The 23,297-nt window shown below is 63.0% G+C and carries 34 protein-coding genes and 2 pseudogenes; 17 read left to right on the top strand and 19 right to left on the bottom strand.

Annotated features, from left to right (window positions below; translation table 11 throughout):
• Positions 1 to 1,253: 1,253 nt before the first annotated feature.
• From J7U37_RS23100 to J7U37_RS23090, 3 genes are all read left to right on the top strand, one after another.
• Positions 1,254 to 1,436 carry a hypothetical protein gene (locus tag J7U37_RS23100; protein WP_056187350.1) on the top strand — a complete coding sequence of 61 codons (183 nt, stop codon included), beginning with the start codon at positions 1,254 to 1,256 and terminating at the stop codon, positions 1,434 to 1,436.
• A 69-nt stretch (positions 1,437 to 1,505) separates the two neighbouring features.
• Positions 1,506 to 1,949, top strand: a complete 444-nt coding sequence (locus J7U37_RS23095) for a DMT family transporter (protein WP_056187347.1) — start codon at positions 1,506 to 1,508, stop codon at positions 1,947 to 1,949.
• Positions 1,950 to 2,081: 132 nt separating this feature from the next.
• Positions 2,082 to 2,543 carry a hypothetical protein gene (locus tag J7U37_RS23090; RefSeq protein WP_156634210.1) on the top strand — a complete coding sequence of 154 codons (462 nt, stop codon included), beginning with the start codon at positions 2,082 to 2,084 and terminating at the stop codon, positions 2,541 to 2,543.
• 64 nt (positions 2,544 to 2,607) lie between these two features.
• Here the strand turns inward: J7U37_RS23090 and J7U37_RS23085 are convergent, their stop codons facing one another.
• Complete coding sequence (locus J7U37_RS23085) at positions 2,608 to 3,291, bottom strand: thermonuclease family protein (RefSeq protein WP_056187344.1); 684 nt, start codon at positions 3,289 to 3,291, stop codon at positions 2,608 to 2,610.
• 368 nt (positions 3,292 to 3,659) lie between these two features.
• Between J7U37_RS23085 and J7U37_RS23080 the strand changes: the two genes are divergently transcribed.
• Both J7U37_RS23080 and J7U37_RS23075 read left to right on the top strand, forming a co-directional pair.
• Entirely contained in the window at positions 3,660 to 4,001 is a 342-nt protein-coding gene (locus tag J7U37_RS23080) for a hypothetical protein (RefSeq protein ID WP_156634208.1), read from the top strand.
• Positions 4,002 to 4,102: 101 nt separating this feature from the next.
• Entirely contained in the window at positions 4,103 to 4,303 is a 201-nt protein-coding gene (locus tag J7U37_RS23075) for a hypothetical protein (protein ID WP_056187340.1), read from the top strand.
• 68 nt (positions 4,304 to 4,371) lie between these two features.
• Here J7U37_RS23075 and J7U37_RS23070 read toward each other — a convergent pair whose 3' ends face one another.
• Positions 4,372 to 4,614, bottom strand: a complete 243-nt coding sequence (locus J7U37_RS23070; RefSeq protein WP_056187335.1) for a hypothetical protein — start codon at positions 4,612 to 4,614, stop codon at positions 4,372 to 4,374.
• Positions 4,611 to 4,877 carry a hypothetical protein gene (locus tag J7U37_RS23065; protein WP_056187334.1) on the bottom strand — a complete coding sequence of 89 codons (267 nt, stop codon included), beginning with the start codon at positions 4,875 to 4,877 and terminating at the stop codon, positions 4,611 to 4,613. The genes J7U37_RS23070 and J7U37_RS23065 overlap by 4 nt, the downstream gene beginning before the upstream one ends.
• A 162-nt stretch (positions 4,878 to 5,039) precedes the next feature.
• Here J7U37_RS23065 and J7U37_RS23060 point away from each other — a divergent pair, with 162 nt between their 5' ends.
• From J7U37_RS23060 to J7U37_RS23050, 3 genes are read left to right on the top strand one after another with little or no spacing between them, the layout of a single operon-like run.
• Positions 5,040 to 5,234 carry a hypothetical protein gene (locus tag J7U37_RS23060; protein WP_338011511.1) on the top strand — a complete coding sequence of 65 codons (195 nt, stop codon included), beginning with the start codon at positions 5,040 to 5,042 and terminating at the stop codon, positions 5,232 to 5,234.
• A complete protein-coding gene (locus J7U37_RS23055; RefSeq protein WP_056482944.1) occupies positions 5,231 to 5,686 on the top strand; it encodes a S24 family peptidase in 456 nt (151 codons plus the stop codon). The genes J7U37_RS23060 and J7U37_RS23055 overlap by 4 nt, the downstream gene beginning before the upstream one ends.
• On the top strand, positions 5,683 to 6,975 hold the full coding sequence (locus tag J7U37_RS23050; protein WP_247637250.1) for a Y-family DNA polymerase: 1,293 nt from the start codon (positions 5,683 to 5,685) through the stop codon (positions 6,973 to 6,975). The genes J7U37_RS23055 and J7U37_RS23050 overlap by 4 nt, the downstream gene beginning before the upstream one ends.
• 78 nt (positions 6,976 to 7,053) lie before the next feature.
• On the opposite strand, the gene J7U37_RS23045 is transcribed toward J7U37_RS23050, so the two are convergent.
• The 6 genes from J7U37_RS23045 to J7U37_RS23020 form a co-directional block, all read right to left on the bottom strand.
• Positions 7,054 to 7,212 (bottom strand): hypothetical protein, encoded by a 159-nt coding sequence (locus tag J7U37_RS23045; RefSeq protein WP_247637249.1) that lies wholly within the window; start codon positions 7,210 to 7,212, stop codon positions 7,054 to 7,056.
• Positions 7,213 to 7,214: 2 nt separating this feature from the next.
• Positions 7,215 to 7,415 carry a hypothetical protein gene (locus J7U37_RS23040; RefSeq protein WP_247637248.1) on the bottom strand — a complete coding sequence of 67 codons (201 nt, stop codon included), beginning with the start codon at positions 7,413 to 7,415 and terminating at the stop codon, positions 7,215 to 7,217.
• Between the two features lie 67 nt (positions 7,416 to 7,482).
• A complete protein-coding gene (locus J7U37_RS23035) occupies positions 7,483 to 7,863 on the bottom strand; it encodes a hypothetical protein (RefSeq protein WP_247637247.1) in 381 nt (126 codons plus the stop codon).
• A 106-nt stretch (positions 7,864 to 7,969) separates the two neighbouring features.
• Positions 7,970 to 8,341, bottom strand: coding sequence for a hypothetical protein (locus tag J7U37_RS23030; RefSeq protein WP_247637246.1), 372 nt, complete (start codon positions 8,339 to 8,341; stop codon positions 7,970 to 7,972).
• 1,309 nt (positions 8,342 to 9,650) lie between these two features.
• The gene (locus J7U37_RS23025) at positions 9,651 to 10,241 is read right to left on the bottom strand and encodes a PAS domain-containing protein (protein ID WP_247637245.1); all 591 of its coding nucleotides are present in this window, start codon (positions 10,239 to 10,241) and stop codon (positions 9,651 to 9,653) included.
• A gap of 88 nt (positions 10,242 to 10,329) precedes the next feature.
• A complete protein-coding gene (locus tag J7U37_RS23020; protein ID WP_247637244.1) occupies positions 10,330 to 10,596 on the bottom strand; it encodes a transcriptional regulator in 267 nt (88 codons plus the stop codon).
• 81 nt (positions 10,597 to 10,677) lie between these two features.
• Between J7U37_RS23020 and J7U37_RS23015 the strand changes: the two genes are divergently transcribed.
• From J7U37_RS23015 to J7U37_RS22995, 5 genes are all read left to right on the top strand, one after another.
• A complete protein-coding gene (locus J7U37_RS23015) occupies positions 10,678 to 11,439 on the top strand; it encodes a hypothetical protein (protein ID WP_247637243.1) in 762 nt (253 codons plus the stop codon).
• Between the two features lie 66 nt (positions 11,440 to 11,505).
• Complete coding sequence (locus J7U37_RS23010; RefSeq protein ID WP_247637242.1) at positions 11,506 to 11,946, top strand: hypothetical protein; 441 nt, start codon at positions 11,506 to 11,508, stop codon at positions 11,944 to 11,946.
• 53 nt (positions 11,947 to 11,999) lie between these two features.
• Entirely contained in the window at positions 12,000 to 12,833 is an 834-nt protein-coding gene (locus J7U37_RS23005; RefSeq protein ID WP_247637241.1) for a hypothetical protein, read from the top strand.
• Positions 12,834 to 12,897: 64 nt separating this feature from the next.
• Positions 12,898 to 13,125 (top strand): hypothetical protein, encoded by a 228-nt coding sequence (locus J7U37_RS23000; protein WP_247637240.1) that lies wholly within the window; start codon positions 12,898 to 12,900, stop codon positions 13,123 to 13,125.
• Positions 13,122 to 13,301, top strand: a complete 180-nt coding sequence (locus tag J7U37_RS22995; protein ID WP_247637239.1) for a hypothetical protein — start codon at positions 13,122 to 13,124, stop codon at positions 13,299 to 13,301. Before J7U37_RS23000 ends, J7U37_RS22995 begins: the two co-directional genes overlap by 4 nt.
• Before the next feature lie 317 nt (positions 13,302 to 13,618).
• Here J7U37_RS22995 and J7U37_RS22990 read toward each other — a convergent pair whose 3' ends face one another.
• Both J7U37_RS22990 and J7U37_RS22985 read right to left on the bottom strand, forming a co-directional pair.
• Positions 13,619 to 13,810 (bottom strand): ribbon-helix-helix domain-containing protein, encoded by a 192-nt coding sequence (locus J7U37_RS22990; protein ID WP_056187079.1) that lies wholly within the window; start codon positions 13,808 to 13,810, stop codon positions 13,619 to 13,621.
• Positions 13,811 to 14,016: 206 nt separating this feature from the next.
• Complete coding sequence (locus tag J7U37_RS22985; protein WP_247637238.1) at positions 14,017 to 14,757, bottom strand: AAA family ATPase; 741 nt, start codon at positions 14,755 to 14,757, stop codon at positions 14,017 to 14,019.
• Positions 14,758 to 15,045: 288 nt separating this feature from the next.
• Between J7U37_RS22985 and J7U37_RS22980 the strand changes: the two genes are divergently transcribed.
• A complete protein-coding gene (locus J7U37_RS22980; protein ID WP_247637237.1) occupies positions 15,046 to 15,921 on the top strand; it encodes a site-specific integrase in 876 nt (291 codons plus the stop codon).
• Between the two features lie 67 nt (positions 15,922 to 15,988).
• On the opposite strand, the gene J7U37_RS22975 is transcribed toward J7U37_RS22980, so the two are convergent.
• Positions 15,989 to 17,119, bottom strand: coding sequence for a flagellin (locus J7U37_RS22975; protein ID WP_247637236.1), 1,131 nt, complete (start codon positions 17,117 to 17,119; stop codon positions 15,989 to 15,991).
• Positions 17,120 to 17,336: 217 nt separating this feature from the next.
• Here J7U37_RS22975 and J7U37_RS22970 point away from each other — a divergent pair, with 217 nt between their 5' ends.
• Positions 17,337 to 17,729, top strand: coding sequence for a flagellar biosynthesis repressor FlbT (locus J7U37_RS22970; RefSeq protein ID WP_247637235.1), 393 nt, complete (start codon positions 17,337 to 17,339; stop codon positions 17,727 to 17,729).
• Positions 17,730 to 17,793: 64 nt separating this feature from the next.
• On the opposite strand, the gene J7U37_RS22965 is transcribed toward J7U37_RS22970, so the two are convergent.
• The 6 genes from J7U37_RS22965 to J7U37_RS22940 all read right to left on the bottom strand — a co-directional run bounded on the left by J7U37_RS22965 (position 17,794) and on the right by J7U37_RS22940 (position 21,228).
• The gene (locus tag J7U37_RS22965) at positions 17,794 to 18,174 is read right to left on the bottom strand and encodes a hypothetical protein (RefSeq protein ID WP_247637234.1); all 381 of its coding nucleotides are present in this window, start codon (positions 18,172 to 18,174) and stop codon (positions 17,794 to 17,796) included.
• 41 nt (positions 18,175 to 18,215) lie between these two features.
• Positions 18,216 to 18,473 carry a hypothetical protein gene (locus J7U37_RS22960; RefSeq protein ID WP_247637233.1) on the bottom strand — a complete coding sequence of 86 codons (258 nt, stop codon included), beginning with the start codon at positions 18,471 to 18,473 and terminating at the stop codon, positions 18,216 to 18,218.
• A gap of 449 nt (positions 18,474 to 18,922) precedes the next feature.
• Positions 18,923 to 19,222, bottom strand: a complete 300-nt coding sequence (locus J7U37_RS22955; RefSeq protein ID WP_056187264.1) for a hypothetical protein — start codon at positions 19,220 to 19,222, stop codon at positions 18,923 to 18,925.
• Positions 19,219 to 19,887, bottom strand: coding sequence for a ParA family protein (locus tag J7U37_RS22950; RefSeq protein WP_247637232.1), 669 nt, complete (start codon positions 19,885 to 19,887; stop codon positions 19,219 to 19,221). Before J7U37_RS22950 ends, J7U37_RS22955 begins: the two co-directional genes overlap by 4 nt.
• Before the next feature lie 649 nt (positions 19,888 to 20,536).
• Entirely contained in the window at positions 20,537 to 20,911 is a 375-nt protein-coding gene (locus J7U37_RS22945; RefSeq protein ID WP_056187261.1) for a HigA family addiction module antitoxin, read from the bottom strand.
• A gap of 35 nt (positions 20,912 to 20,946) precedes the next feature.
• Positions 20,947 to 21,228: a type II toxin-antitoxin system RelE/ParE family toxin gene (locus J7U37_RS22940; protein WP_056187258.1), complete on the bottom strand. Its 282-nt coding sequence runs from the start codon at positions 21,226 to 21,228 to the stop codon at positions 20,947 to 20,949.
• Between the two features lie 676 nt (positions 21,229 to 21,904).
• Between J7U37_RS22940 and J7U37_RS22935 the strand changes: the two genes are divergently transcribed.
• Together J7U37_RS22935 and J7U37_RS22930 are read left to right on the top strand one after the other, a co-directional pair.
• Positions 21,905 to 22,357, top strand: coding sequence for a BLUF domain-containing protein (locus J7U37_RS22935; protein ID WP_247637231.1), 453 nt, complete (start codon positions 21,905 to 21,907; stop codon positions 22,355 to 22,357).
• A gap of 474 nt (positions 22,358 to 22,831) precedes the next feature.
• Positions 22,832 to 23,169 (top strand): annotated as a pseudogene (locus J7U37_RS22930) (transposase); the annotation flags it as partial.
• 16 nt (positions 23,170 to 23,185) lie between these two features.
• On the opposite strand, the pseudogene J7U37_RS22925 reads toward J7U37_RS22930, so the two are convergent.
• Positions 23,186 to 23,297, bottom strand: a pseudogene (locus tag J7U37_RS22925) (IS630 family transposase); the annotation flags it as partial.

The following is a 23,297-nucleotide window of genomic DNA, read 5'->3' as shown; positions in this document are numbered from 1 at the left end:
TCGCTTTGGTGGTCCAGCACCATCCGCACCGCGCGGGCACGGACCTCAGGAGAATACGGTGGGGTTCGCTTCGTCATGGCTCCATCCTCTCAGGAGTTGGAGCCTCCGGGAAACCCGGGGCGGTTCATCCCACGCATAGCTGCGCGGGTTCAGTCTACCTGAGGCATGACGGAGATCGCGCTACCGATGGGCAAGGCTCTGCCGTTCCGGCAGCTTCTTGGTTGGTTTTGGTGGCAAACCTGTCCCCAGAGTTATCCCCTTATCCGTGGGATGCATCGCTTTGCACCCTATGCCTGATTGCCATTGGGGCTTGGGCTTATCCCCACGGTGGGAGGCATCTCCCGCACGCGCGCCTCTACGCATCCACGCCTGCCATTCGCGACTGATGACGCGCACTAGGTTCGGGCTGTTCTTCCGGCCCTCGTGGCGGCGCTCCTCAATCGTCACCAGCCCGTCGCCCTCGGCCAAGCGGATGGCCGCCTGCGCCAAGCGCCTGCAAACCCCGGCTCGGGCCGCGATGGCATCGATGCAGAGGCCGCACACACCCTTGGCAGCAACCTCGTCCCCAACGATGCGGAGGACTGCCCGCTGCCCCTCCGTGAAGCGTGCAGCGATCTGAGGCGGCAGGGGACCGGAACAGGCCAGCAGCCGGCGTCGCTCCAAGGATGCAGCTCGATCCGTGCTCCTGAGGCTCCTACGCGGCGGGAACAAGCTCGCACGCCCCGCCGGGATGCCGATCGGTCGGATGCCTTCCCGGATGGCGCTACGGCGCCCATGGAGGCGTTCGGCGAGGATCTGGGCCTCATGGTCGCCCACGACCCCTTCCCCGTGCCCCCGCCAGAGCTGGCGCGATAGTTCGTCCATCTGCGCGAGCGTTCGCGCGCCCTCAATCGCGGCCTGCATGGCGGCGTGAAACATCGGTCCCGGTCCCTTACGGGCCGCGGTCAGGCACAAGGCACGACTTCACCGTTGACGGAATTGGCGTTCCGTCTTGACACCCAGAGGGGTCATATGGCTTGTGGGGGACTGACAGCGGCCACCACAGGCCATTTCGATTTCGCGGCCCTCCAGTTTGGCGACTGGGGGGCCGTAGTCGTTTCAGGGTCTATCTCGCGGCGGTGATCTCTCCTGATGCCAGCTTACGACTCGCCCCAAAGGGCGAACGCAGCCAGACATGCCATGTCGCGTGGCGGGCATGGTTAAGTCAACGGTAGGACCTGCCCGATCCATCGCCACCCGGAAGCCAAGCCCCCATGACGAGTGATGACAGCGGCGCCCGGGATCGGCGTGAAACGAAGGCTGCCAAGCATCTGGAAAGGGCTCGCGCAGGGGGCGAGGCGCAAGCTGACTACGACGCGACCCAGCAGGCCACCGAGGACAAGACAGTGCGCCTGAAGGCCCTGAGGCTGGCAAAAGAGAAGGCCGACAAGGCTTAGAGCCGACGCACTGCACCTTTCCGGCTGAGCGGTCTTATCTAAGGAGATCTCAGCGGGCGGGCGTTTACCATGTGGTACCTCTACGGCTTCGTCCTGCTCGCGGGCGTCGCTAATGCCGTTCAGGCTGGTCAGAACGGTACCTTGTCTAAAGGACTGTCGCAGTCGCTGACCGGCGGACTCGTGGTTGTCGCCGGCACGGCCACCTGCATCCTGACCGTGGGCCTGCTCACGGGGCGCCTAACATGGCCATCGCTCGACCAAGCGATCCAAATGCCCTGGTGGGCTTGGTTCGGCGGCATCATGGGCGGAGGCATCATTCTCGCCCAGTTCTTTATCGCCCGGCAGATCGGAGCTGCGGCCTTCCTTGGGCTGTTCGTCACCGCAGGCGTCGTCACGTCGGTCCTGCTGGATCATTTCGGATGGGTCGGCTTCGACCAGCACCCAGCTAGTCTGGGGCGCATCGTCGGTGCCATCTTGATCATCGGGGGCGTAGCACTCGTAGGTCTCTGCTGAACCCAAAGTTGGATTAACCCTCGTTATGCGACCCGACTTTCACCCAACGGGGCAATCCGAGATGGTTAATTTTGTTTTGAAGCATTCAGAACACAGGGTCTTTCGTACAGTTGGTGATGGAAAGGATTTTCCATGCGCTTTCAGACTGCACTCCTCGCTTTGATTTCGCTTGGCTCCCCAGCTCTGGCCCAATCCGCACCTCCCGGACGTTTTGGCGGTGGTCAGAACGATACTCTGCTGAATGAGCTACGCACTGCGCCGGTACCCAAACAGGCTCCAGACCTGGATACTATGCAGCTTGCATCCGCTCAGCGTGAGCGAGCTGCCTCAATGGAAGAAAAGACAAACGGCCTTTGGCAATCTTGGACAATGTCGATCTGCGAGGGGTGCGGAGATACCCCTTCTTACAAGAAGACCGTCAGCGATAATTTTGCCAATAAGAAGCCTCGTTACGCGACTGGCTCGGAAGGTAGCGCATTGAGACGTCAAGCTCTTACGTCGAGCTCAAGGACGCCGGATAAAGCTCCCCACAGCCTCTATGCGGACCTCTCCACCGAGAACATCAGCCAGATCCGCCGGATGCCTGGGCAGTAGGCGTCTCAGTGTGAGGACGCCAGGACATCAGGTGGTCGGTAAGGCAGCGAGCGGAGGGTAAGCCTCATCTGCGTGGCGCTCGCCAGCCGGCCGCTTTGGCCTCGTCCTCCGAGCAGAACATGCGCTCGCCGGCGCGGTCGTTGACGCGGGTCCGCTCGTAGTCGCTTGAGCCAGGCAGGTGGTAGATCCGCTCGCCGCCGGCCGAGATGTTGCCTTTGATGTTGCAGCCGCTTGCCTTGCTCGGCGGCGTGACGGTCTCAGGCCGTGAATGCTCGCCACCGGCGCGCTTCTCCCGGCGCCACTCCGACGGCTCCTGGAACGTGCCCGCCCAGATGCCAAGCCGGAGGGCTTTCGCGGTGTGCTCGGCGTTGGCGTAGTCCTCGGCGTAGCGCCGGTAGGCAGTGGCGTGGCCCTGGCGGACCATCCAGGCGTTCAGATCTTCGGCGTCGGCGCGGCAGACGGCGACGACCCGGCCGTAGCGGTCAGTGTCGCGCGGATCGCAGGTCACGAGGCGCTTGCCGATGTGATCGGACAGGGCCAGCGCCGCCGCCTGGCCGCAGCGGTAGTCCTTGCCGGCGACGTCCTTGCAGACCTGCGCGCTCTCGGGCGCGTCGATGCCGTGGAGGCGGATGCGCGTTCCTCGCACCTCCAACGTGTCGCCGTCGATCACCGAAGCGCGGCCGACGATCGGATCGGCAAGGGCCGGCGTGGCGAGGAGCAGGACGAGGAGGAAGGGCCATGAACGCATGCGGAGGCTCTACCATACTGGAAGGCACACCTTATTGGGCCGTAGGCATGAGCGGCGCCTTATCGAGGATTGGTACCGGGAGCACCGAAAGATAGCGGAGCCGATCGAAAGCCTAACCCGAGCCATGCGCGATATCTGCTGCGCGTGATGAGTTGTAACTACCTGCGTCGTGCTTTGCGTTTGGTGCTGGTTCATGGCGAGAAACGACCCGACCTTCATCCGCTGAGCGCAAGTTAAGGCATTTTTATTTTGTCACGGAAGCGTGATTTAAAGCATCGCCGGAAAATAATTAATAATCGAAACTTTTATATAATGAGGGACGTAGTGACCGTAGATGAAGAAATTTTTGAACTGTTTTGGGAGATCTGATGCGCGTTCTGTGCCTCATCCTCTGCGCAACGTTCGGACTTGGAAGCCCTGCCTTTAGTCAGGGAAAACGCCAGCCTCGTCCTGATTTACCCCCCACATCCAGCGCCACCAGCGACGAGAAAGCTGCTGAAATAAAGAAGGCGATTGAGCGCGGACAGGCACGGCAGCGAGCTACCGACGAACGCAACACGCGCATTTGGCGCCGGTGGGACTTCGCCGTCTGCATCGGCTGCGGACCAATGCCTAAAGGTTTTCGAACCGTCTACACCACACCAGCTCGGGTGCTGGCTGGCTTCATAGCGGCCGATGATGACGAGCGGCAACGCGGTCTCAGGCTTTAGGAGAGGCGATACCATTATCTGCGCCCCAGCGGCCCGGCCAGAGCGCTCGAACAACCGTTTTACTCAGCCGTTGGTCTGGAATAAAAACCGGAGAGGAAACGATGGGCGAGAACAAGCAAGACCCGCTGGACGTCCCGATGGATCAGGTGATCACGAGGGACGGGAGTAGCGATCCGAAGGGCTCCGAGCCCAAGGGTGACGCCGCTGAGACCAAGAAGATCGCGGGCAGCCACACCGGGGAGACGGCAGATCCGGCTGAACGCTTCCCCGAAGAGCCCGAAGAACAGAACGACCTCGCCTGATACTGCCTGCGCGGCCCGGGCACCGTCGATGTGCGCCGGGCCTATCGTTTCCCGGTGTACTCCTTGGATTACCCCCAGCCGACGGGCTCCGGACACTTTTGCTCAAGGATACGATCGAACTGCGTGCCGCTGCCGGCGAGATGAATGCATCGCCGGATCTCCCCGAGCTGTTCCACCGGAGAGGCGCCCACGACCTGCGCCGCGGCCGTGACCTCCCGCAGAATGCACTCGAACGCAGCGCTGGTCATGCCCAGACTTACGGCGACCGCCTCAAGCCGATGGAGCTCGGCCGCTTCCTCGCTGAAGGTCATGCGGTTCCCTCTCGAACCCGCGCCCCCGGGCGATCCTGGCGGACGTCGGTGAACGCCTTAGACAGCACCGCTCTGCCGTTCTGGTCGTAGACCTCTACCCACCAGGCGGACCAATCCAGGTGCCCGCCGTGTGCCATGAGGTCGAGGGCGACCCGCTCGGCCTGGAGTCGCACGAGCGCCAGCGTCGGCAGCCGCCGGCCGCGCAGATCGGCGACGAGATCGTGCCCATCCGTGCAGTGGAAGCGGTAAAGCCGGGTCGGCATTGGTCTTCTACCCCGCACTCCACAGGCGTCCACGGCGCCTTTTCACGGCTTGGCCGTTTCGATTGAACCACGCCCGGCGATGCGCTTTGTTCCCGTTGTGTTCTAGCAGGAACCGGACGCGAGATGCAGGCCCAACCCAACGACCCCCCTGTGGACATCCGCTTGACCGAAGCGGAGACGATCGCGCTCGCCTACCATCGCGCCGCGCGCGGTGACGCCTGGGCTGCACTCGTGCAGTCCGTCGAGGATGCGTTGGGTGATCTCGCCGAGGCCGAGCGCCGGACCGTGCAGCAGCGCCGGCTCATCTCGCGCGGCTACATCCGCGACGGTGCGATCTACCCGGACGACGGCCGATGAAGCTGCTGCAGGTCGCCGAGCTCGCACCCCATAGCGCCGGCACGGTCCGCATTCCGATCCAAGGCGCCGCGCTCTGCGCCGGCTTCCCGTCGCCGGCCGACGACTTCCTCGAGGGCTCGCTCGAACTGCCGCGCTGGCTGGCACCCAACCCACCCGCGACCTTCGCCTGGAACATCTCCGGCGACAGCATGCGCGGGGCCGGCATCTTCGATCGGGATCTGGCGGTGGCCGATCGCAGCCTCAAGCCCGGCAACGGCAGCGTCGTCGTGGCGATCGTCGACGGCACCATGAGCCTGAAGCGCCTCGTCATCGAGGGCAACGTCGCGCGGCTTGCCTTCGACAATCCCGACCTGCCGGCCTTCGCGGTCGAGGATCTGATCGAAGGTGAGATCTGGGGCGTGGTGCGCTTCTCGATCCGCTGGCACGTGGCCCGCGCCGGACTGGTGCGATGAGCCGGGCCATCGCGCTGATCGACGGCAACAGCTTCTACTGCTCGTGCGAGCGCGTCTTCGATCCAAAACTCGCCCGGGTGCCGGTGATCGTGCTCTCCAACAACGACGGCTGCGCCATCGCCCGCACGGCCGAGGCCAAGGCGCTCGGGATCAAGATGGGCGATCCCTGGTTCAAGATCCGCCAGCAGTGCCAGCGCGAAGGCGTGCGGGTCTTCTCCTCGAACTACACCCTCTACGGAGACATGAGCGCCCGTACGAACGCGGTCTACCGGGACTTCTCGCCGGCCGTGGAGATCTACTCGATCGACGAGAGCTTCCTGGACCTCTCGGACGTGCGCGATCGGGACCGGGTGACGCTCGCGCGGGATCTGCGCGCCACGGTGCGAGCCTGGACCGGCATTCCGACCTGCGTCGGCATCGGTCCGACGAAGACGCTGGCGAAACTCGCCAACCACATTGCCAAGACGATCCCGGATCTCGACGGGGTGTGCGACCTGACCGACCCGGTGGCCTACGACCACTGGCTCTGCCGGATCTCGGTGGCCGAGGTCTGGGGCATCGGCCGAGCTTCGCTCGCCAAGCTGATCGGCCTCGGCGTGGACACGGTTGCGGATCTGCGCGACCTCGACCCGCGTCCGGTGCGCAAAGCCATGACGGTGGTGGGCGAGCGCATCATCTACGAGCTACGTGGGCTGGCCTGCCTGCCGCTCGAACTCATGCCGGCCCAGCGCAAAGGCTGCGCCGTGACCCGGTCGTTCTCCCGCCGCATCACCGAGCGTGAAACGCTTGAACAGGCGGTCGCCGCCCACGCGACGCGTCTCGGCGAGAAGCTACGACGCAGCGGGCTCGGCACTACGCACGTGTCGGTCTTCTATCACACGTCCGAGCACGACCGCGGCGATCCGATGCGCTCGGTCTCGACGACCGTGACGTTGCCGGAAGCCACGAACGACACGCTTTCCCTGATCAAGGCGGCGCAGGCCGGGGTGGCCCGCACTTGGCGCGAGGCGCCTGGAGACCGTCCCTGGCGCTACAGCAAGGCCGGCGTAGTCACGACCGACCTGAAGGTCCTTGAGGATGCGCCGCGGGCGCTGATCGGTCAGCTGGACCGCGAGCGCAGCGCTCCGCTGATGGCTGCGATGGACGCCTGCAACGCACGCTTCGGCCGGGGCGCCGTCGTGCCGGCCCGGGCAGGGCTTACAGAGAAGCGCACCTGGTCGACGAAGTTCGAGATGCGCAGCCCGCGCTACACCACGCAGGTGGCCGAGCTACCGACGGCCCACGCCTGAGAAACGGCGCGCCGCTCGGTCTCCCGGAGCTCCAAAGGATCGCAGTCCCGCCTCACTGCGGGGCCGACCCCGCCGGCGTTACCCTCCGATCCAGGTGAGCAAGCCGGCAATGCCGGCGCTGGAGGCCAGAATGCAGATCAGAACGATCACCATGCACATCAGGAAGTGCCCGTGTCGGCGCTGCTGATGCGCGATCTCCGCCGGTAATGAGCGATACCGATGGGGCTCCTCGGGCATGCTCAGCTCCCCAGTGCGTCCAGATACCCTTGCGCGATATGGCGGGCGGTCTCTCGGCCAACCTCGATGAGGAGGGCTTGAACAACGGTCTTCAGCATCTCCTGGCCGAGGTCCTCGGCGATCACGCCGATTTCCGTGGCGTGCGCTCCGATCCTTACGATCGGGGCGACGCCTGTGTTTGGTTCGGTAAACGCGTCAGGCATCAGCAAGCCATCCGATCAATGCATTCTTAGATTGCATACAGTTCGGATGGGTATCAATGGCCGAAAACTAACGTCCGAACCTCCAGATCGGCACGGCGCCGGTCGGCCGCCCCGGCGTGTCTCGATAGTAGGTCGTGTTCACGAACCGCATGCGGGTTTCGGCGATCTCGGACACGCGCTCCGCACCGAGCACCAGGGCGCCGCAGAAGTCGGGGCGAACAGTACCGACCTCAGGGTGAACGCCGAAGATCTCGAGCGTGGTCCAGCCGAGAGCGACCGCCTCATCCGCCCAACGGTCTAGGAAGTCGACGCACGCCTCATGCGCGCCTCCCCAGGATTGAAGGGTGAAGCCAGGGCATGGGACGACGCTGGGACGCAGATCCAGGAAGCCTTTACGCCAGGGCGCAGGGTCGGCAGGGACGAGCTTCGGTTTCGCTGAGGCTGACATGGGGTCCGGCGGCTGTTGCAGGCCGGACGGGATAGGGGAGCGGCTGGGTCAATGCCAGTCGGGTCGAAGGAGTACGGGCTCAGGATGGGCGTCGGCTACAGGGTGCTCAGGCGTGCAGATCACCCGTTTTCCGTGATCCTGCGAGACTGATTGCGCTCCTCAGAGGGCGATGAACCTCCCCGTAGGTGGGTCGCTCGTAGCCAGTGCGCGACTGAGCGTAGATGACTTCGCCCAGGGTGCCTGCCGTCTGCATCAGCAGCGCCGCCTCACACATGGCTGCGATACGAACTCCGAGTTCACGGGTGTGTATCCGGCCATAGAGGAAGACGGCCAGCTGGGCACGCGTGCGCTGAGAAATGCCTGCTATGAGGTTCGACAGCGTCTCAGCGTCGGCGCGGTAGAGCCGACCGAGCATTTCAGCAGGAACCGGACAGCCATCCTCAAAGTCGCGGACGGTGATGAGATGAGCCTGGTTCACGGTCACTCCTGCCTGCTGAGTGCAGCAGGGTGGGCAGGATATGGTTAACCAAACGTGAGAGACCCTGCTGCCTGACAGGGAGGAATGGCAGCAGGGCTCTGTCTGCTCGTTACGAAGGAGCGGATACGCAACTTGGCTGGCTGGCAGGATGGCTCAGACTGGTTAGCCGGATCTCACACGCCCCAAGGCAGCACGGGCTCAAATCGGGATTGTTGTCGGGTCAGACGGCCTATCCAATCGCCCGTTTCCCGTCCGGCCCCTTGGTCAAACTGGCCCATTTGGCGCGGGTTGAGGCGCAAAACCTTTAATACCGCGTGCGCACGCCCGCTACGCGCGTGCGTGGAGACGGTAAACGGGTCGCCCGTGGCTCCCAGGAAGCATAAGGATTGTAAGGGCGGTCCGGTACGATTTTCGGCTCTCGGCTGTCCTGGGGCATCCTGGGCGATCCTAGGGGGTATCTAGCGCCGCAGCCCAGCAACCTCCGTCTATTTACACTGCCTCAAGCCATCGTCGCAGGTTCGCTGCGGCGGTCCGACATAGGCAAGCCTGCCCCCGCCGCCCGATCTGGTCACGGGACCGGCGGGGTAGGATCGTTCATCTCACGCTGAGCCGATACGCAACTTGGCTCAGGGGTAGAATGACGGAAGGCGGTTAGCCGGATCTCAAGCGCGCTATGATAGCGCAGCTTCAAAATGGGAATGGCGTCACCGCTCAGCGTCTGCCTTGCTCGACCAAGCCGAGACGCACGTCTTGGTTCGCCTAAGCCACAGAGCCGCCAGCGGTGGCCGAGATGAAAGTGACGGTCGGGCGGCTCCGGCATCGTGTCTGACGCTGTCCCATATCCTTTGGGGCTGCTCAGGGTGCTCGGGACATGGATGTAGCAGCGGCTTGCTCTACGAAGGCAAGACACCTCTTTCGTGCTTCCGGATCCTCGATTTTCAGGAAGGCTCGTAGCAGCGCTGCCGATTGAGCAGGCGCTGTCTCGGACTGCTCTGCTCCTGGTGCAAACGTCTCAAGAGGAACCTTCAACGTCTCCGCGATCCGGCGCAGGATACGACCAGATCGGGCGGAAGGCTGCTTCATGAAAGGCTCAGATTTGTGGCGGCGACGACGCCATTTGGCAAGCCGCGTTGTAGCTAGGACAAAGCCAGACACAGCCTCGGTCACGAGGTTCCGCAAGCTTCAGTGAAGGGTCAACGTTGGCCCAATGCTCCAAGGCGCATAACCGTTGCCCAACCGAAGCATATTTCGCTCCAACAAGGCACCTCGTGGAGTAGAAAACTCTCCCTCTTGGCGCCGACGGTAGACCTTAGTGTATCTGCCTGTATCCAGCCTCATGGACGGATTGGGATAGCTCGTTTCCAAGTTCAAGAAGGAGCATATCAATGAGAGTTCTCAGGACTTCATTGCCCTCATGAGCAACCAGCTTACGAAGTGCGATCAGGCTATCGACAAGACGCTCAATGACTTCAATCCGCTCGCTATCACCAGCTTCATCGGCGCGAGCGTCGGTGATGTCTACCGCCATACCAAGGCAGCGGACACCTCGCCCCTGTGCGTCCGCCTCGACTTGCCCACGCGCCGATACCCAATGGACAGCTCCATCGGCACGAAGAGTTCGAAACTGTGCTGCGAACCTTCCAGCAGTCCCATGTGCCTCGTGGACAAGCTCGGCGACGCGATCCCGATCATCAGGATGGATGCCAGAAAGGAACGTGGCCAATGGCATCCCACTCGCTGCCCGTTCAGGTGCAATTCCAACTAGATTGATCAGCGAACCAGAGAGATACACTCGATCGGCGCGAAGGTCGTTCTCCCATGTGCCGATGAAGCCGGATGCATCCATTGCAGACTGGATTTCGGGACTTGCAGCCCTTTCGCGTTTTCCATCGGACGGCATGAGGCACCTCTTAGGGACACACCTTAACATGCCTCAAATTTTCATGTTCCATCGGCGTTGCAATGAGGCCGACGTAGCGCGGGTATCCTTATTGCGCCTTCCTCTCGCGAAACCGGATGCCGGCCCCTCCCCCGTTCTCGGGGATGAACTCAAGGCCAGCGGCTTCCAGGGCCCCGACGACGGCCCTTACGTTGTTCGCCATCCCAGTCGCAGGCCCTTCACTTGCTTCCATTCGCTTGAGCGTCGGAACCGAGATGGAAGCAGCAGCAGCAAGCTCTGCCTGTCCCATTGCGAGGAGCACACGCGCGGCTGCGATCTGCCTTCCTGAGATGGGCGATTGATCCTTTTGGTTCATTTCGATCTTTAAGTGTTGACCATCGGCTCTTAGTGATCCATAAGTATCACAACAAGCCATTCAGTCAACGGACTAACCCCGATGTCCTTCCGCCGCGCCATCTCTTGGACCGCCGCCACCCGCGACATGCGGAACGACCGCGTGCAGCTCCCCGCCGGCTTCCTCTCGGCCTGCGCCCTGGTCGAGTGCTTCGTCAAGACCCACCGTCCCCTCGTCGTCGCTGGCAAGTTCGATCGCGCCGCGATCATGGCTCACGCCGCAGCCGCCGCGAAGGCCCACCAGATCCGCACCGGCTCCACCTGGGCCGCCGGATGTCCGTCTCGCTCAAGGCTGCTTGGCAGGTTGCCAAGGCCGCCCAGCGCGCCGCTGCTCACTGAGGCCCGGCCGATGACCATCCACACCCTGACCCGGCGCTCGCTGTTCGGCGGCGCCCTCCTCCTCGGTCCCCTGATGCGCGTCGGCTTCGCCATGCCCTCCTACCCGCGGCTAGCTGCCATCCGCATCACGGAGGCCGCAGACACCGCGCATCGCGCCGCCGGGCTGGTCTCGGCCTCTCGGCTGGCCGGTGGCGTCCTCTCCCCTGAGTGGCGCGTCCGCCGCATCGAGACGGCGCGGGCTCGGTTCGCCGCTCGGTCTGAGCTTCACGCCCTGACCCCAACGACGCGAGCCGGCGCCCTGGCTCTCGTCCGGTACTACGGCGACCGGGTGAGCCACGCCCATCCAACAGGCGCCCACGGGGCCAAGCACGCCGCTCTGCGCCGCCTGCGCGAGGTCTTCGCCCGTCCTGGCGCCTACCCGCTGGACTGCACCGCCTGGGCCTCGCTGCCCATCCCGGCCGACTGAGCGCTCCGCGCCTCCCGGCACCGCCCCTTCCCTCTCCTGACTACCCCAAGCCCCGGAGCCCCGGTTATGGCATCGACCTCGCACGCCCTCGTCATCGAGCACGTTCCCTTCCACGCTGACCCCATCCTCGTGGCCATCGACCACCACGACGAGGCTTGGGCCGTCTGGCAGTCGGCAACCGACGCCCTGGTGGCGCGCCGACACGTCGAGATGGAAGGCGCCTTGGCTCGCCTCCTGGCGACGCCCTGCGCGACGCAGTTCGGCGCCCTCGCCCTCCTCCGTCATCTGCGCTGGCACATTCAGCACGACGGCATCACCGATGCGGCGGTGCTCGCTCGGGCCGCGGATCTGGCATTGTACCTGCGCCTCGACTTCCCAGCGACCGAACCCGCCCGCGCGCCCCTCGCGCCGGCCCTGCGGCTCCTGAGCAGCCTCGGCGAGGCAATCGCCGCGCTGTCCCTGATCTGCGGCGGCCTCGTCGTCATCGGCCTCGCCACGCTCGCCTAGTTTTTCCCGAGACCCTTAGTCACTGAAACCCTGAAAGCCGGAAAAATCTCACCATGCGCAACTCCTTCGCCCGCCTTGCTACTCGCGACACCGCCCGCCCCTCGCTGCGCGAGCGCGCCGCGTCCCTCAAGGCTTCGGCCTCCCGTGTGATCCGCCGCAAGCCGGCTGATACCGCCGCGGCCGCGCCGGCTGCTGCGCTGGCTGCTGACCCCATCCTAGCGGCCATCGCCGAGACACGGCGCCTGACGATGGCCCGCACCTGCGCTTACAATGTGGAGCTGCCGGCTGGGGAGACGGAGCCGAGCCCTGAACAGAATGCGGCGACCGATGCGTTCTTCGCCCACGTCAATGGCGTGCTGCTCAAGACAGTCCCGACCACGGCGGCGGGCTGCGTGGCCCTGGCTCGCTATGCTGGCAAGTTCTTGGAAGATGAGGGGTACGCCCTCGATGAGGACGAGGCCAACGAACAGCACGTCCGCATCCTCGACCTGATCGCCTGTAGTCCGATGCTTGAGGCGGCTCCTTCCGTCCGGCCTGCCGGCCCACTGCTCTCCGTGATCGGTCGCTATCAGGCTGCTCGGGATGCCTGGGGCGTCTACTCCAATCGGATCAGAGATGAGGGCTGGGACGCTCTGGGCGGGTTCGACCTCGCAAGCGCGGAAGAACAGCGCCTCTCGCTGTCATGGAGCGATCTTGCGACCGAAGTCCTGGGGACCACCCCGGCCACGGAAGCCGGGCGCTGGGCGCTCGCATCCTTCGTCGAGGCATGGGTTGCCGATTACGCCAATACGAACGGAGCGCCGCAGGATAGCGAACGGACCGCTTTCGGCGAAGTTTACCCGGCGCTGCTGAAGGCGCTGCGGGCCTCCGTCCCAAGCCAGGGCTGATCCGGTGAGCAACGTTCACACTTTCGCCCCTCGTCGCCCGGTGTCTGCCCCTGTGGCTCCGCCGGTGCCCTCCGCGGCTGAAATCCGGCGCCAGATCGAGGACGCGGCGCAAGCGGCTCTCGACACCGCTGACCTGCTGATTGCCCTCCTCGACCAGATCGAGGGGGACACCGATCGGGAGGACGGTGCCGACGCTGAACCCTCCCTCGGCGCGCCCGAGAACCATCACGCGAGCCAAGTCGTCTGGCTGCGCGGCTCCTCCTCCGACGCCGAACAGGACGCCGCTCGATGAAAACCCGGATCACTATGCGCGCTGCCTTGGCGCTGGGCCTTCCCGCCGTCGCCCGTGGCCTCGGCCGCCTCAAGCGCATCCGCTGCGCCCTCCTCCGCGATGCGGGGCACGAAGTCGGACGTGGGAACGTCATCACGGCAACGGTCCTCGTCGCCCTCTACATGGTGGCCGGCTGATGGGTGTCGTTCCTTCCATTCCCCAGGCTGTGCCGGTGCCGTCCCTGGTGGGCCTCGCCTGGATGGGCTTTGAGCTCTGGCGGGTGCGCCGGCTTACCGCTGGGATGGCACGGGCCAGGGCGCGCGGAGACGACGCGGCGGCCGATCGCTGGCGGGCACGGGCAGAACGCGCCGTCGCGGATCTCGACAGGGCGCAAGTTCGGGCACGCCCTAGGCGCCCGCTACGCCGGCCCCGGAACCCCTGAATAGCGGGGTTCCGCGTTTCAGGTGTTCACGGGCAGAATGAGGGCGCGGCGATGGCTGCGCCCTTTCTGCGTTCACTCGGCCTCAATGCCCTCGGTCCCGCGCTCGCCCGTGCGGCGCTCCACGATGGGCGGCTGCTGATGCTTCAACAGGGCATCGTTCAACGCCTCGACCATCAGCGCCTCTAGGCTCAGATCCTTGTCGGACGCGAGATTGCGCAGGGCCATCCATCCGCGCTTGTTGATGCGAACCTGAACCGTTTTCATGTCCTGCGGGGCTCGCCGCGGCGTCGGCACCCGCTTGCCGCTGGGCATAGATGCTTGCGACGCTGCCGGGGTGTCTACCGGCGGCGGCGGTGCCGCCTCGACCTGGGGCGCGGGCTGCGCTGCCTTGGGGACTGCAAGGTGCGTGAGGGTGGGCCGCTTAGGTGCCGCCATCGTTCGGGCTCTCAGGATCTCAGAGTTTCAGGGGGTCAGGATTTCCGGGGGAAGCTCTCGGCAAGCTTCGTAACTGCCGACCACATGGCCGCGATCTCGGAAGCTGCTCGGCCGTCAGGGTCATACTCGGTCACACTCTGGCCGGTGATGAGCGCGTGCGAGAAGCTGGCCCGTTGCGAGACCTGACCAGGCAGGACAGGCGCGCCCATGCTCGTCAGGACGATACGGGCCTCCGCAACCACGCTTGGTTCGTTCTCGCGCGTGATGGGCGGGGCTGCATTGATGATGCAGGCAATGGGTGCCTTAAGGGCGCGGGCCATGTCCAGCGTCTTGCCGGCGGCCTTGAGGTCGAAGGGCCCGGGACGCACCGGGACGACGGTCACGCTGGCCCGGCTCATCAGCGACGCCATCAAAGGCGCATTGTGCGGGGCGCTGTCGATGATGACCCAGGCGATACCCTCCCCGGCCGCGGTGTCCAGTATCGGCCCGATGTTGGTCGCGTCGGCCTGAACGAGTAGCGGTGTCTCGGCTTGGCGGCTCGTGTACCAATCGGTAAGCGAGCCCTGCGGATCGGCGTCGATGAGGAGCGTTTTGCCCTGCCGTTCGGCCAAGGCCCCGAAGTGCGCGCAGATCGTGGATTTGCCGGCGCCCCCTTTCTGGGTCGCGACGAGGATCACATGCATAGGGGTCGCGTCCCGCGTCGGGGGTTCAGGGGTCCAGGCATTCTGGCGTTCACGGCTTAAGGATTTGCTGACGGCCTGAAGCTCGGAAACCATGACGACCGGGGTTCGGGCAAGCGGGAAACACGGAAGGCTCGATTTGCTTATTTCAGGGTTTCAGGATTTCGCGAATTCAGTTGCGCCGGGTATCCTCTCCTTGTAACTTCCGATAAGCGTTCTTCTCGAAAGTTTTAGCGTTAGGTGGGGCCTATGGTATCGCTCTTCACGATAGGGAGGGGCGAAGACGCAAGTGCCGGCCTGACGCCTGCATCACGCGACGCTCTGCCGGCGGATCTCGCCTCCGTCGTTCAAGCCTACCAGCGAGCGAGCAAAGCCGACGCGACCGTGAAGGCATACCGGGGCGACGCGGTGCTGTTCGAGGCATGGTGCGCCGGGTACGGGTTCCGCTCCTTGCCGGCCTCGTCCCAGGCGGTCGCAGGCTTCCTGACGTATGAAGCCGACGCGGGCCGGGCAGCCTCGACCATCGGCCGGCGCTGCGCCGCGATCCGCTACGCGCACCAGCTCGCGGGCCTGCCGGACCCGACCGACAACGAGGACGTGCGAGCGACCCTGAAGGGCGTCCGGCGGACGATCGGCACGGCGCCGAACCAAAAGGCGGCCGCAACCGCCGAGGTCCTGGCCGCGATGCTGATGCGGACCCCTGACACCCTAACAGGCAAGCGCGACCGGGCCTTGCTGGCGCTGGGCTTCGCGGGGGCCTTACGGCGCTCCGAGCTTGTCGCCCTAGACGTGGCCGACCTGCGCGAGGACAGCGACGGCCTGCGTGTGATTGTACGGCGTTCAAAGATGGATCAGGAGGGCAAGGGCTTCGAGAAGGCCATCCCACATGGCCGCTTCATCCGGCCGGTCGCCCTGGTCCGTGAATGGCTCGAGGCGGCCGGGATCTCCGATGGGCCTGTGTTCCGGCCGGTGTCTCGGTCGGGGAGGGTGCGTGTCGCGGGGAAGTCTGCGCGGCCTCCGCGCCTCACAACCCAGGCCGTCGCGGACGTGCTCAAGCGTTACGCCGCCGCTGCCGGGCTCGAAGCCTCGACCTTCGGGGCGCATAGCCTACGGGCCGGGTACATCACGACAGCGGCCGAGCTGGGCGCGGATCTCGCCCGCATCATGGATCAGTCGGGGCACCGCGACCCGCGCACGGTCGTCGGGTACATACGCCGAGCGAACGCCTTCAAAGACCATTCGGGCTCCGGCTTTCTGTAGGCGGTGGCCTAAACGAAAACGGCCGGGGTTTCCCCCGGCCGCCCTGTAGTAGTTATAGCTAGTCCGCTTAGCGGAGGAGCTGCAGGATGCCCTGCTGCGCTTGGTTAGCAAGCGAGAGAGCCGAGATACCAAGGGACTGACGAGTGGTCAGGGCCTGTGAGTTCGCTGCCTCCTCGTTGAGATCTGCGTCGGTGAGATTTGACGCGCCGTTCCCAAGAACGTTGACGAGCTGCTTCGTGAAATCCTGACGGTTCTGCACGACCGACAAGTTGGATCCGAAGGTAGAAGCTGCAGCTCTGAGCGTATTGGTCGCAGTATTCAGGGCAGAAACGAACGTTTTTACATCGGCATCACTCTGAAACTTTGCAGTCGCAGTCGTTGTGTCGACATTGGTCAAACCTAGGCCGGAAGAAGTTAGATCTTTGCCCGCGACGTCAAGAGACGACTTGTCGGTCTCATTGAAAGAAATGTGTAGTTTGTTCGAACCGTTAGTGCCGGTCGAGTTGATAAGATTCACGCCGTTGAAGCTAGCGTCGTTTGCCAACTGTGAAATCTGGGTTAGGATAGCGTTGTACTGAGTTGCAAGTGAAGAACGCGTCGTATCAGTAGAATTATCTACAACAGCGGCAGCAAATCCGACCTTGGTGGCGTTAGCAGCATCAAGGCCGATGCTCGTGTCAGAAGAAGCAACCAATGAAATGGTGCCAGCCGCCTCCGAGAATGCAGTCGTCCCAGCGGCAGCGTTGAGCTTCGCTACAGCCTGTGCTGAGGTGTCGCCCACCAGAACGGTGGCGCTTTTCGTAGCACCATTTACGGTAAAATCGATCGTTTTTGCTGCGGCGGTATATGCCGCGCCTGCCGCTGCCGCTGTGGTAGTGCCCGTAGCATTCTTGCTGGCAAGCGCCTGAGTGGTGATCGACTTAGCGCTGTCAATTAACTTCTGAATAGAAGTGATACCTTGGTTTGCAGCCTGAATAGTCTGGATCCCGTTCGAGATACCGTCAAGCAAGCTGTTAAGGTCGCCAGAACGATTATTCAATGCCTGCGCAGTGAAAAAATTCACCGGGCTGTCGAGAGCCGAGCTCACTTTTTTGCCGGTTGAAAGGCGATTTTGTGTCGTGGACGCGAGTGCAGCGGTGTCCTGCAGCGAAAGCAGGTTTTGGCGAGTGGCGGCCGAAAGGGTGATGCTGGAAGACATACTGCTGATCCTTTGGATCGAAAAACCCTCTAATTTCGAAGGCACGTCACTTGGGCGCTCGACTTCCTAATCGCTGCTTAAATCAATGTGCCAAGTTCTACCTGACCAGTGTGTTTTAGGTGCATGGTTAATCAATCCTTAACTAATTGAAAGTACTTCAAAACACAGACGCTCGCTTTTGGGCGCGTGCTTGGCTGGCTCAAAAGGAGTTTAAGCAGTGGCATTAAAGCTGACGATTAAACCTGGTGAGACGGTCTACATCAATGGCGCGGAGATCTGTAACGCCGGCTCTGGCGTCAGCCTCGTCATCAAGAACCACTGCCGCATCCTACGCGAAAGCGAGATGATCCGCGAAAGCGAGGCAACGTCGCCCTGTTCGAAGATGGTTTTTGCTCTTCAGCAGATCGTGCTGAAAGAGAACCCCTTCGAGGAGTTGAACGAGCTTTCTCGATTGGCCGTCCAGATCTTACAGACCATGCCGAGCGCGGCACCCCAAATCCTGGAGATCCAACAGCTTCTCAGCGAGAAGAAGACGCACGTCGCGTTCAAGAAGGGCAAGGCGCTGATGGCTCTTGAGGCTGACACCTTCCGCGAAGCCAAGGCGGGGTAACTACTTCGGGGACTGAGCTGCTGCGCGTCTCCTAGGCCTTTCAAGACGTGCTCTGGCACAGCCGCTACTGGATCGCTGCGCCAGCTTTCCCGAGCCCCACACGGTCACCTGCGGCGTTCACACGGCCATTCCGCATGATCTGGGCCTGCAATTCCTTGATTGCTTGAACAGCATATGCCCACGCCGTTTCAATGGCTCGTTTCGAGCGCCCGTCATAGGGTCCGGTCCTATCGCGACCAATCAGCAGCGCGGCACTCTCCAGCCGTTCAAGTACGGCTCGTCGAGCCTCCCAGATGTCTCGGTCCTGTTCGAGGAAGCGTAGGGCTCCATCGACAAAGCGCATCATCACGTCCACAAACTCAGGGTCACTGCCTCCAGCTCCTTTGACCTGTTCGCACGCTGCTGCCAATGCGCGAACGATATCTGTACGAAGTTGTATCGACACGCTGATGTTCCTTCAAACGTACTTGTGCGGTCCGGCGCGGTTCAGTGGACGGGCTCGCCGCGCAAGTACGCAGTTTGCGCCTCCCACTCCTCGACGGTGAGCATCGGCGCCCGCAGATGCATATGGCTGCCGTAAACGCTGGCGCAGCCGTCTTTGACCCACTGCTGCCAGTTAGTAACAGCATCCCGTAAGATCTCGTCGGTGAGTACGATTGCGGATGTGATGACGCTGGGCCGGGTCGTGATCTGCTTCGCTTCGATACGCTCCACGCGCTTGAGCAGGCTGGCGATCGTCGTCATGGGCAGGGCTCCTGAAATCCGGGGGATGTAATGACGAGGAGGGGCCAGCCCTCCTGGTAGGTACCAGCGGCGATCCGCTGGATGATCTGGTCGGCGGCGGCATCAAGGCGTGTCGCAAAGATTTCTGCCGCGGAAAATTCTGCTCTCAGCACGGCTGCACCTCAATCCGCTGGGGTGGTTCCGAACCCATCAGACGGCTTCACCGACCTCGACGAGGCAGGTCATTAGGCGGTGAACAGGCACCGCAATGTCCTGATCAGAGAAGATTATTTCGGCTGTTGAATGTTTGCGACACGCCCTCATGGGCGGCCTCCGAAAACGGAGGCGCCATGCAGGCGGTATGGTCAACGTCGGGTAAACGCCCACGCGATTGCATTTGCGACAGGCCCCCCGAAGGTAGCAAGGTCCGAAGTAAATTTTCAACGCTGCAATTTCACAGCGTTGCGAAATTATAATTTTTCGGCGTTGGCAATGATCTCGGCGATCGTCGGGTAGCTGTTCTTTTTCAGAACGTACTCAAGGCCTTGCACGAACAGATCGTGCTCCTTGACCCGCTTATGGTAGCTGATGTCCCGCAGGACTTCCTTGACCGCCGGGTGGATGTAGAAGGGCGTCGGCTTGGGCTTAGCGGTCGACCTTGCCGGTCGGCCGACCTTCCGAACTGGAGCGGCTTCCAAGGTCTCAGGCGACTCATCAGCGCTGGGTAGCATGGTGTCGGCGTCGAAGATCGAGGGTGCGCGGCGGCTCATGCCTTCATCTCCTTGGATTGGGTGTCGAGCCACTTCCAGAGCTGCCGGATCTCGTCGGCGGCTTTGCTGTCAGGGGCGTACTCGGTGACGCCTTGGCCTGAGGCAAAGGCGTCCTGATAGTCGTTCCTGAGGAGAATTAGAGGCTCGGCCACGAAGCCGATCGACGCCAAGCCTGTCGCCGTGTCATTCGCCCGACCGTTGCGAGGGATGGGCGAGCACTGGTTCAGGACGAACGCGAACGGCTTCCCGCTGCGCATGATCGCCTGCACCGTCGCGCGTACCGCAAGCAGGTCGAGCCGCGTCGGCCGGATGGGTACTAGGCAGAACGTCGACGCCTCCATGGCTGCATGGGTCGTGGGCGTATCGGCGCCTGCCGTGTCCAAGATCGTCAGCGTGACACCCTTCCCACCAAGGCTATCGAGCATCGAGCCGATCTGGCCGATGCGCTCAAGCGGGAAGCGCTCGATCACTGGAAGGTGCTGATCCGGGATGGCTGCGGGGTCGGCCTTTTTCCGCATCTTACCCCATTCGACCATCGACCCCTGAGGATCGAGATCGAAGGCAGCGACCATCTCACCGCGCTGTTGGGCGGCGATGGCGAGCGACGTGGCGATGGTGGTCTTCCCAGCCCCGCCCTTCTGAGTGACAAGCGTGATCGTTCTCATGCGCAGCTTCATAACGTCGAGGCATTAAGGCGTCATGAAGCTGCAATATCGCAATTTTTTGAGGGTGCAACGTCATGACACCGTACCATTGCAAATTCGCAACGCTGTGAAACCTCATAAGTGGTAGAACCAAGGGCCTGATGGGGTGGACGGCCCCCGCTACGGCATCGCTGTGCCCAGATGAGGTCGTTGATCTCATCGACAGGAGCCGTCCACCTCATCAGGCTCCTGGGCAGGGCCGGAGGCCGTAACTAGCGAGGCGTTCACGCCGCGGCCGAACGCGAGTAGTTCCCGCCTAATACCTGAGGCTCCGCGAGCTGAATTTCCGGGCGGCCGTGGCGCAGGGGCTCGATGCCAGTAGCCTCAAGAACCCGCCGCACCGCCGCCGGCTCCCGGCTGATCGCCAGCAGGTAAGCCCGCGTTGAGGCGTCCGGCCCGCGCCCGACCCTGTTCAAGGTCCCGCAGGGTCCCGATGGGGAACCCGTAGCGCGCGACGAACGCGGCCTGTGTGAGCTTCTGGCCGTCGCGGATCGCCCGCACGTCGACGTCGGTCGGGGTGTGCGTGTGGTACGTACTGGGTCGGCCTCGCCGCGAGCGATGGCGCCGGCCTCCTGGGCGGATTGGATGAGGCGCTTTCCGAATGCGGTCATCAGGCGGCCTGAGCCTGTTCGGGCACGGGCTCAATCCGCTCCAGATCCGGCCCAATCTCCGCAAGCAGGCTCTCGCTCTCGAAATGCGCCTGCAGGTTCGTCCAGAACTGGTGCGACGTGCGGAAGTACCGGGCCAGCCGCAGGGCGGTGTCCGTACTGATGCCGATCTCCTCCCTCACAATCCGCTCGATGCGGGAGCGCGGAAGGTCCAGGGCCTTCGCGACCGCGCCGGCAGTGAGGCCGAGCGGGGCCATGAATTCCTCGCGCAGGATCTCGCCAGGGTGAACTGGGGGCATGATCTCCATGTCCCCGGCACCATCGGCGGTGTCAAAGGTCTGGCGCAGGGCCTCGATGTTTCCGATCGTGTCAGACATTGGCGGTTGCCCTCCTTTGCGTCCGTCGCAAGATCCTAGTGGTAGTCCGTGAACTCGACCCGTTCCGGCCCGGCATCCGTCCAAGCGAAACAGAGCCGGAATTGGTCGTTGACCGCGATGGCGTGTTGTCCAGCCCGGTCGCGCCCCAGCGGATGGAGCCTGTTCGATGCCGGCACCTTGAGGTCATCCAGCGTTGTCGCCGAGTTGAGCACGGTGAGCTTCCGCCGAACGGTTTTGAAGAGGTCGGCCGGGAACCCCTTAGGGCAACGACCCCGGAACACCGCCTCCGTTATTCGATCATGGAAACTGCGGATCATCGGCCCGCCTGTGTTGCGTTCGATGACACATGTATCACCGAGCGCAACAATCCCGTCAATCCATTTGTATCACTCATTGCAACATTCCCTTCGTTCTCGTGAGCGGCAGACCGGAAATGCCGGGCGTGTCGCAAAGATTTCTGCCGTGGAAAATTCTGCTCTCAGCACGGTTGCACGGGTGGCTCCGAACCCATCAGACGGCTTCACCGACCTCGACGAGGCAGGTCATTAGGCGGTGAACAGGCACCGCAATGCCCTGATCAGAGGAGATTATTTCGGCTGTTGAATGTTTGCGACACGCCCAGCTTTTCTCGTTCCCGACCTGCGAAGCCAATGGCGTGGTCGGCCCGATCGACTCGACGCCGTGCCGGTGCTGCTGACGGCCCCAGAGGAGTGGAGCACTTGGCTTTCCGCACCCGTGAGATCCCGATGGAACTTCAGCGGCCTTTGCTGGATGCCAAGATGCGGATCGTAGCGACAGGATCTTGGGAAGATCCATCTTAGTAAGTAGCCAGCCGGTAATTCATTTTCGCGGCTTACGATTCAATTAACTCATCGATCAAACAACGATTTCTGATCAAAAACAATCTGATCTACGCTGCGTTATCGGCTCGTCTAGCTGCGAGAGACGAAAATCTGCTCGCGAACCGCCTGTTGGTAGAAGTGAAAAACTACGATGATCCACCAGCTTGTTTACTACAGCCGCAACGTCGTCCTCGGGAATGATCGCGCGATGCTCACAAATTTGCGGGAGATCGTCTCAGCTTCACAGCGTAACAACAGCCGAGACGGGATCACCGGGTTCCTGATTTTCGACAAGACTTGGTTCATTCAGATCCTTGAGGGTGACCAATCTCAGGTGAGCACCACCTATACTCGTATTGCCCGTGACCCAAGGCATACAACTGCAACCATCATGGATGCGCGCAACGTTCAGGGCCGCTCGTTCCCCAACTGGACCATGGGCGGCGCAATGCGAACCCCGGAGGTGGAGGAGGTCTACCTACAGCACGGCATCGGCAGCGCGATCGAGCCGGCGCGTCTGAAGAGCGCCCAGATCATCAACCTCGCCCTGGATCTCCAGGCCTTCGATGCAGCCAAGCGTCAGGCGCAGCGTCTCGCCAGCTAACGGCAGCACGATGCGACCCTGCCTATGACATGCAAACGGCGCAGGGCTTGAAAGCCTCTGCGCCGTTAGTTGGAGTCGTCGAAGGGGGGCAAGACGACGACCGTTCTTGTGATGCACCCAGTTACGCGGCGTGGATGTGCGGTCTGGCACGATTTAGTGGATGGGCTTACCGCACGGGTGCGCCGTCTGCGCCTCCCACTTCTCCGTGGTCGTGGCCGGTGATGGAATGACAATGCAGTTCCAACGCAGTTTGGCTCGCCCATCAGCGACCAATTGGCGCCAATTGAGCTTGGCATCTGGTACTTCCTCGTTCGCCAGGCTGCGAAAGGCGACCAGGCCCGTCGGCGCCCTAACCTGCTGCTATCTCTCGATACGCTCGGCGCGCTTGAGGAGGCTTGACCCTGACCCACCAAACTGGTCCGCGCTGAGCGCACGTTTTTCGGGCATCCTGAACCCTGAAGGAGGGTGGGTGCCATGCCTCGCAAACGCTTCACGAACGAACAGATCGCCTTCGCCCTGCGGCAGGCGGAGAACGGCGCGACGGTGGACGAGGTCTGCCGAAAGATGGGCGTCTCCGAGCCGACGTTTTATCGCTGGAAGAAACAGTTCGTCGGCATGGGGGTGCCGGAGATCCGACGGCTCAAGCAGCTGGAGGACGAGAACAGCAAGCTCAAGCGGCTGGTCGCCGACCTGACGCTGGACCGCTCCATGCTGCAGGACGTCCTCAAGCGAAAGTGGTAAGGCCTGCCGCTCGCCGTGAGGTCGCTGGTCACTTGCAGGTGGCCTACGGGATCAGCGAGCGTCGGGCCTGTCTAGAGCGGTTTCCACCTACTCCGGATCGTAACCGGCGGCAGCGAAGTAGTTTGCGCACTCGGTTGGGGTGAAGGCGTCGAGCAGATTGCCGACGACAGTCCAGAGCCGATCGACCGTGCGCTCGGCC

Source organism: Methylobacterium sp. 37f, from assembly GCF_023093475.1.
In the GTDB taxonomy this organism is placed as follows: Bacteria; Pseudomonadota; Alphaproteobacteria; order Rhizobiales; family Beijerinckiaceae; genus Methylobacterium.
The sequence above is the reverse complement of the archived record's forward strand: the minus strand, read 5'-3'. Positions and strand labels throughout refer to the sequence as shown.

Coding starts and splice junctions, on each gene's coding strand:
- J7U37_RS23070 (WP_056187335.1), bottom strand. CDS start 4,614: ATGACCTTCAGCGAGGAAGCGGCCGAGCTCCATCGGCTTGAGGCGGTC.
- J7U37_RS23065 (WP_056187334.1), bottom strand. CDS start 4,877: ATGCCGACCCGGCTTTACCGCTTCCACTGCACGGATGGGCACGATCTC.
- J7U37_RS23035 (WP_247637247.1), bottom strand. CDS start 7,863: ATGTCAGCCTCAGCGAAACCGAAGCTCGTCCCTGCCGACCCTGCGCCC.
- J7U37_RS23090 (WP_156634210.1), top strand. CDS start 2,082: ATGCGCTTTCAGACTGCACTCCTCGCTTTGATTTCGCTTGGCTCCCCA.
- J7U37_RS23015 (WP_247637243.1), top strand. CDS start 10,678: ATGTCCTTCCGCCGCGCCATCTCTTGGACCGCCGCCACCCGCGACATG.
- J7U37_RS22940 (WP_056187258.1), bottom strand. CDS start 21,228: ATGATCCGCAGTTTCCATGATCGAATAACGGAGGCGGTGTTCCGGGGT.
- J7U37_RS22945 (WP_056187261.1), bottom strand. CDS start 20,911: ATGTCTGACACGATCGGAAACATCGAGGCCCTGCGCCAGACCTTTGAC.
- J7U37_RS23005 (WP_247637241.1), top strand. CDS start 12,000: ATGCGCAACTCCTTCGCCCGCCTTGCTACTCGCGACACCGCCCGCCCC.
- J7U37_RS23010 (WP_247637242.1), top strand. CDS start 11,506: ATGGCATCGACCTCGCACGCCCTCGTCATCGAGCACGTTCCCTTCCAC.
- J7U37_RS22995 (WP_247637239.1), top strand. CDS start 13,122: ATGAAAACCCGGATCACTATGCGCGCTGCCTTGGCGCTGGGCCTTCCC.
- J7U37_RS23095 (WP_056187347.1), top strand. CDS start 1,506: ATGTGGTACCTCTACGGCTTCGTCCTGCTCGCGGGCGTCGCTAATGCC.
- J7U37_RS23055 (WP_056482944.1), top strand. CDS start 5,231: ATGAAGCTGCTGCAGGTCGCCGAGCTCGCACCCCATAGCGCCGGCACG.
- J7U37_RS23075 (WP_056187340.1), top strand. CDS start 4,103: ATGGGCGAGAACAAGCAAGACCCGCTGGACGTCCCGATGGATCAGGTG.
- J7U37_RS23085 (WP_056187344.1), bottom strand. CDS start 3,291: ATGCGTTCATGGCCCTTCCTCCTCGTCCTGCTCCTCGCCACGCCGGCC.
- J7U37_RS22985 (WP_247637238.1), bottom strand. CDS start 14,757: ATGGTTTCCGAGCTTCAGGCCGTCAGCAAATCCTTAAGCCGTGAACGC.
- J7U37_RS22990 (WP_056187079.1), bottom strand. CDS start 13,810: ATGAAAACGGTTCAGGTTCGCATCAACAAGCGCGGATGGATGGCCCTG.
- J7U37_RS22960 (WP_247637233.1), bottom strand. CDS start 18,473: ATGACGACGATCGCCAGCCTGCTCAAGCGCGTGGAGCGTATCGAAGCG.
- J7U37_RS23050 (WP_247637250.1), top strand. CDS start 5,683: ATGAGCCGGGCCATCGCGCTGATCGACGGCAACAGCTTCTACTGCTCG.
- J7U37_RS22955 (WP_056187264.1), bottom strand. CDS start 19,222: ATGAGCCGCCGCGCACCCTCGATCTTCGACGCCGACACCATGCTACCC.
- J7U37_RS23025 (WP_247637245.1), bottom strand. CDS start 10,241: ATGCCGTCCGATGGAAAACGCGAAAGGGCTGCAAGTCCCGAAATCCAG.
- J7U37_RS23100 (WP_056187350.1), top strand. CDS start 1,254: ATGACGAGTGATGACAGCGGCGCCCGGGATCGGCGTGAAACGAAGGCT.
- J7U37_RS23020 (WP_247637244.1), bottom strand. CDS start 10,596: ATGAACCAAAAGGATCAATCGCCCATCTCAGGAAGGCAGATCGCAGCC.
- J7U37_RS22975 (WP_247637236.1), bottom strand. CDS start 17,119: ATGTCTTCCAGCATCACCCTTTCGGCCGCCACTCGCCAAAACCTGCTT.
- J7U37_RS22935 (WP_247637231.1), top strand. CDS start 21,905: ATGATCCACCAGCTTGTTTACTACAGCCGCAACGTCGTCCTCGGGAAT.
- J7U37_RS23040 (WP_247637248.1), bottom strand. CDS start 7,415: ATGCCTGACGCGTTTACCGAACCAAACACAGGCGTCGCCCCGATCGTA.
- J7U37_RS23045 (WP_247637249.1), bottom strand. CDS start 7,212: ATGCCCGAGGAGCCCCATCGGTATCGCTCATTACCGGCGGAGATCGCG.
- J7U37_RS22950 (WP_247637232.1), bottom strand. CDS start 19,887: ATGAGAACGATCACGCTTGTCACTCAGAAGGGCGGGGCTGGGAAGACC.
- J7U37_RS23080 (WP_156634208.1), top strand. CDS start 3,660: ATGCGCGTTCTGTGCCTCATCCTCTGCGCAACGTTCGGACTTGGAAGC.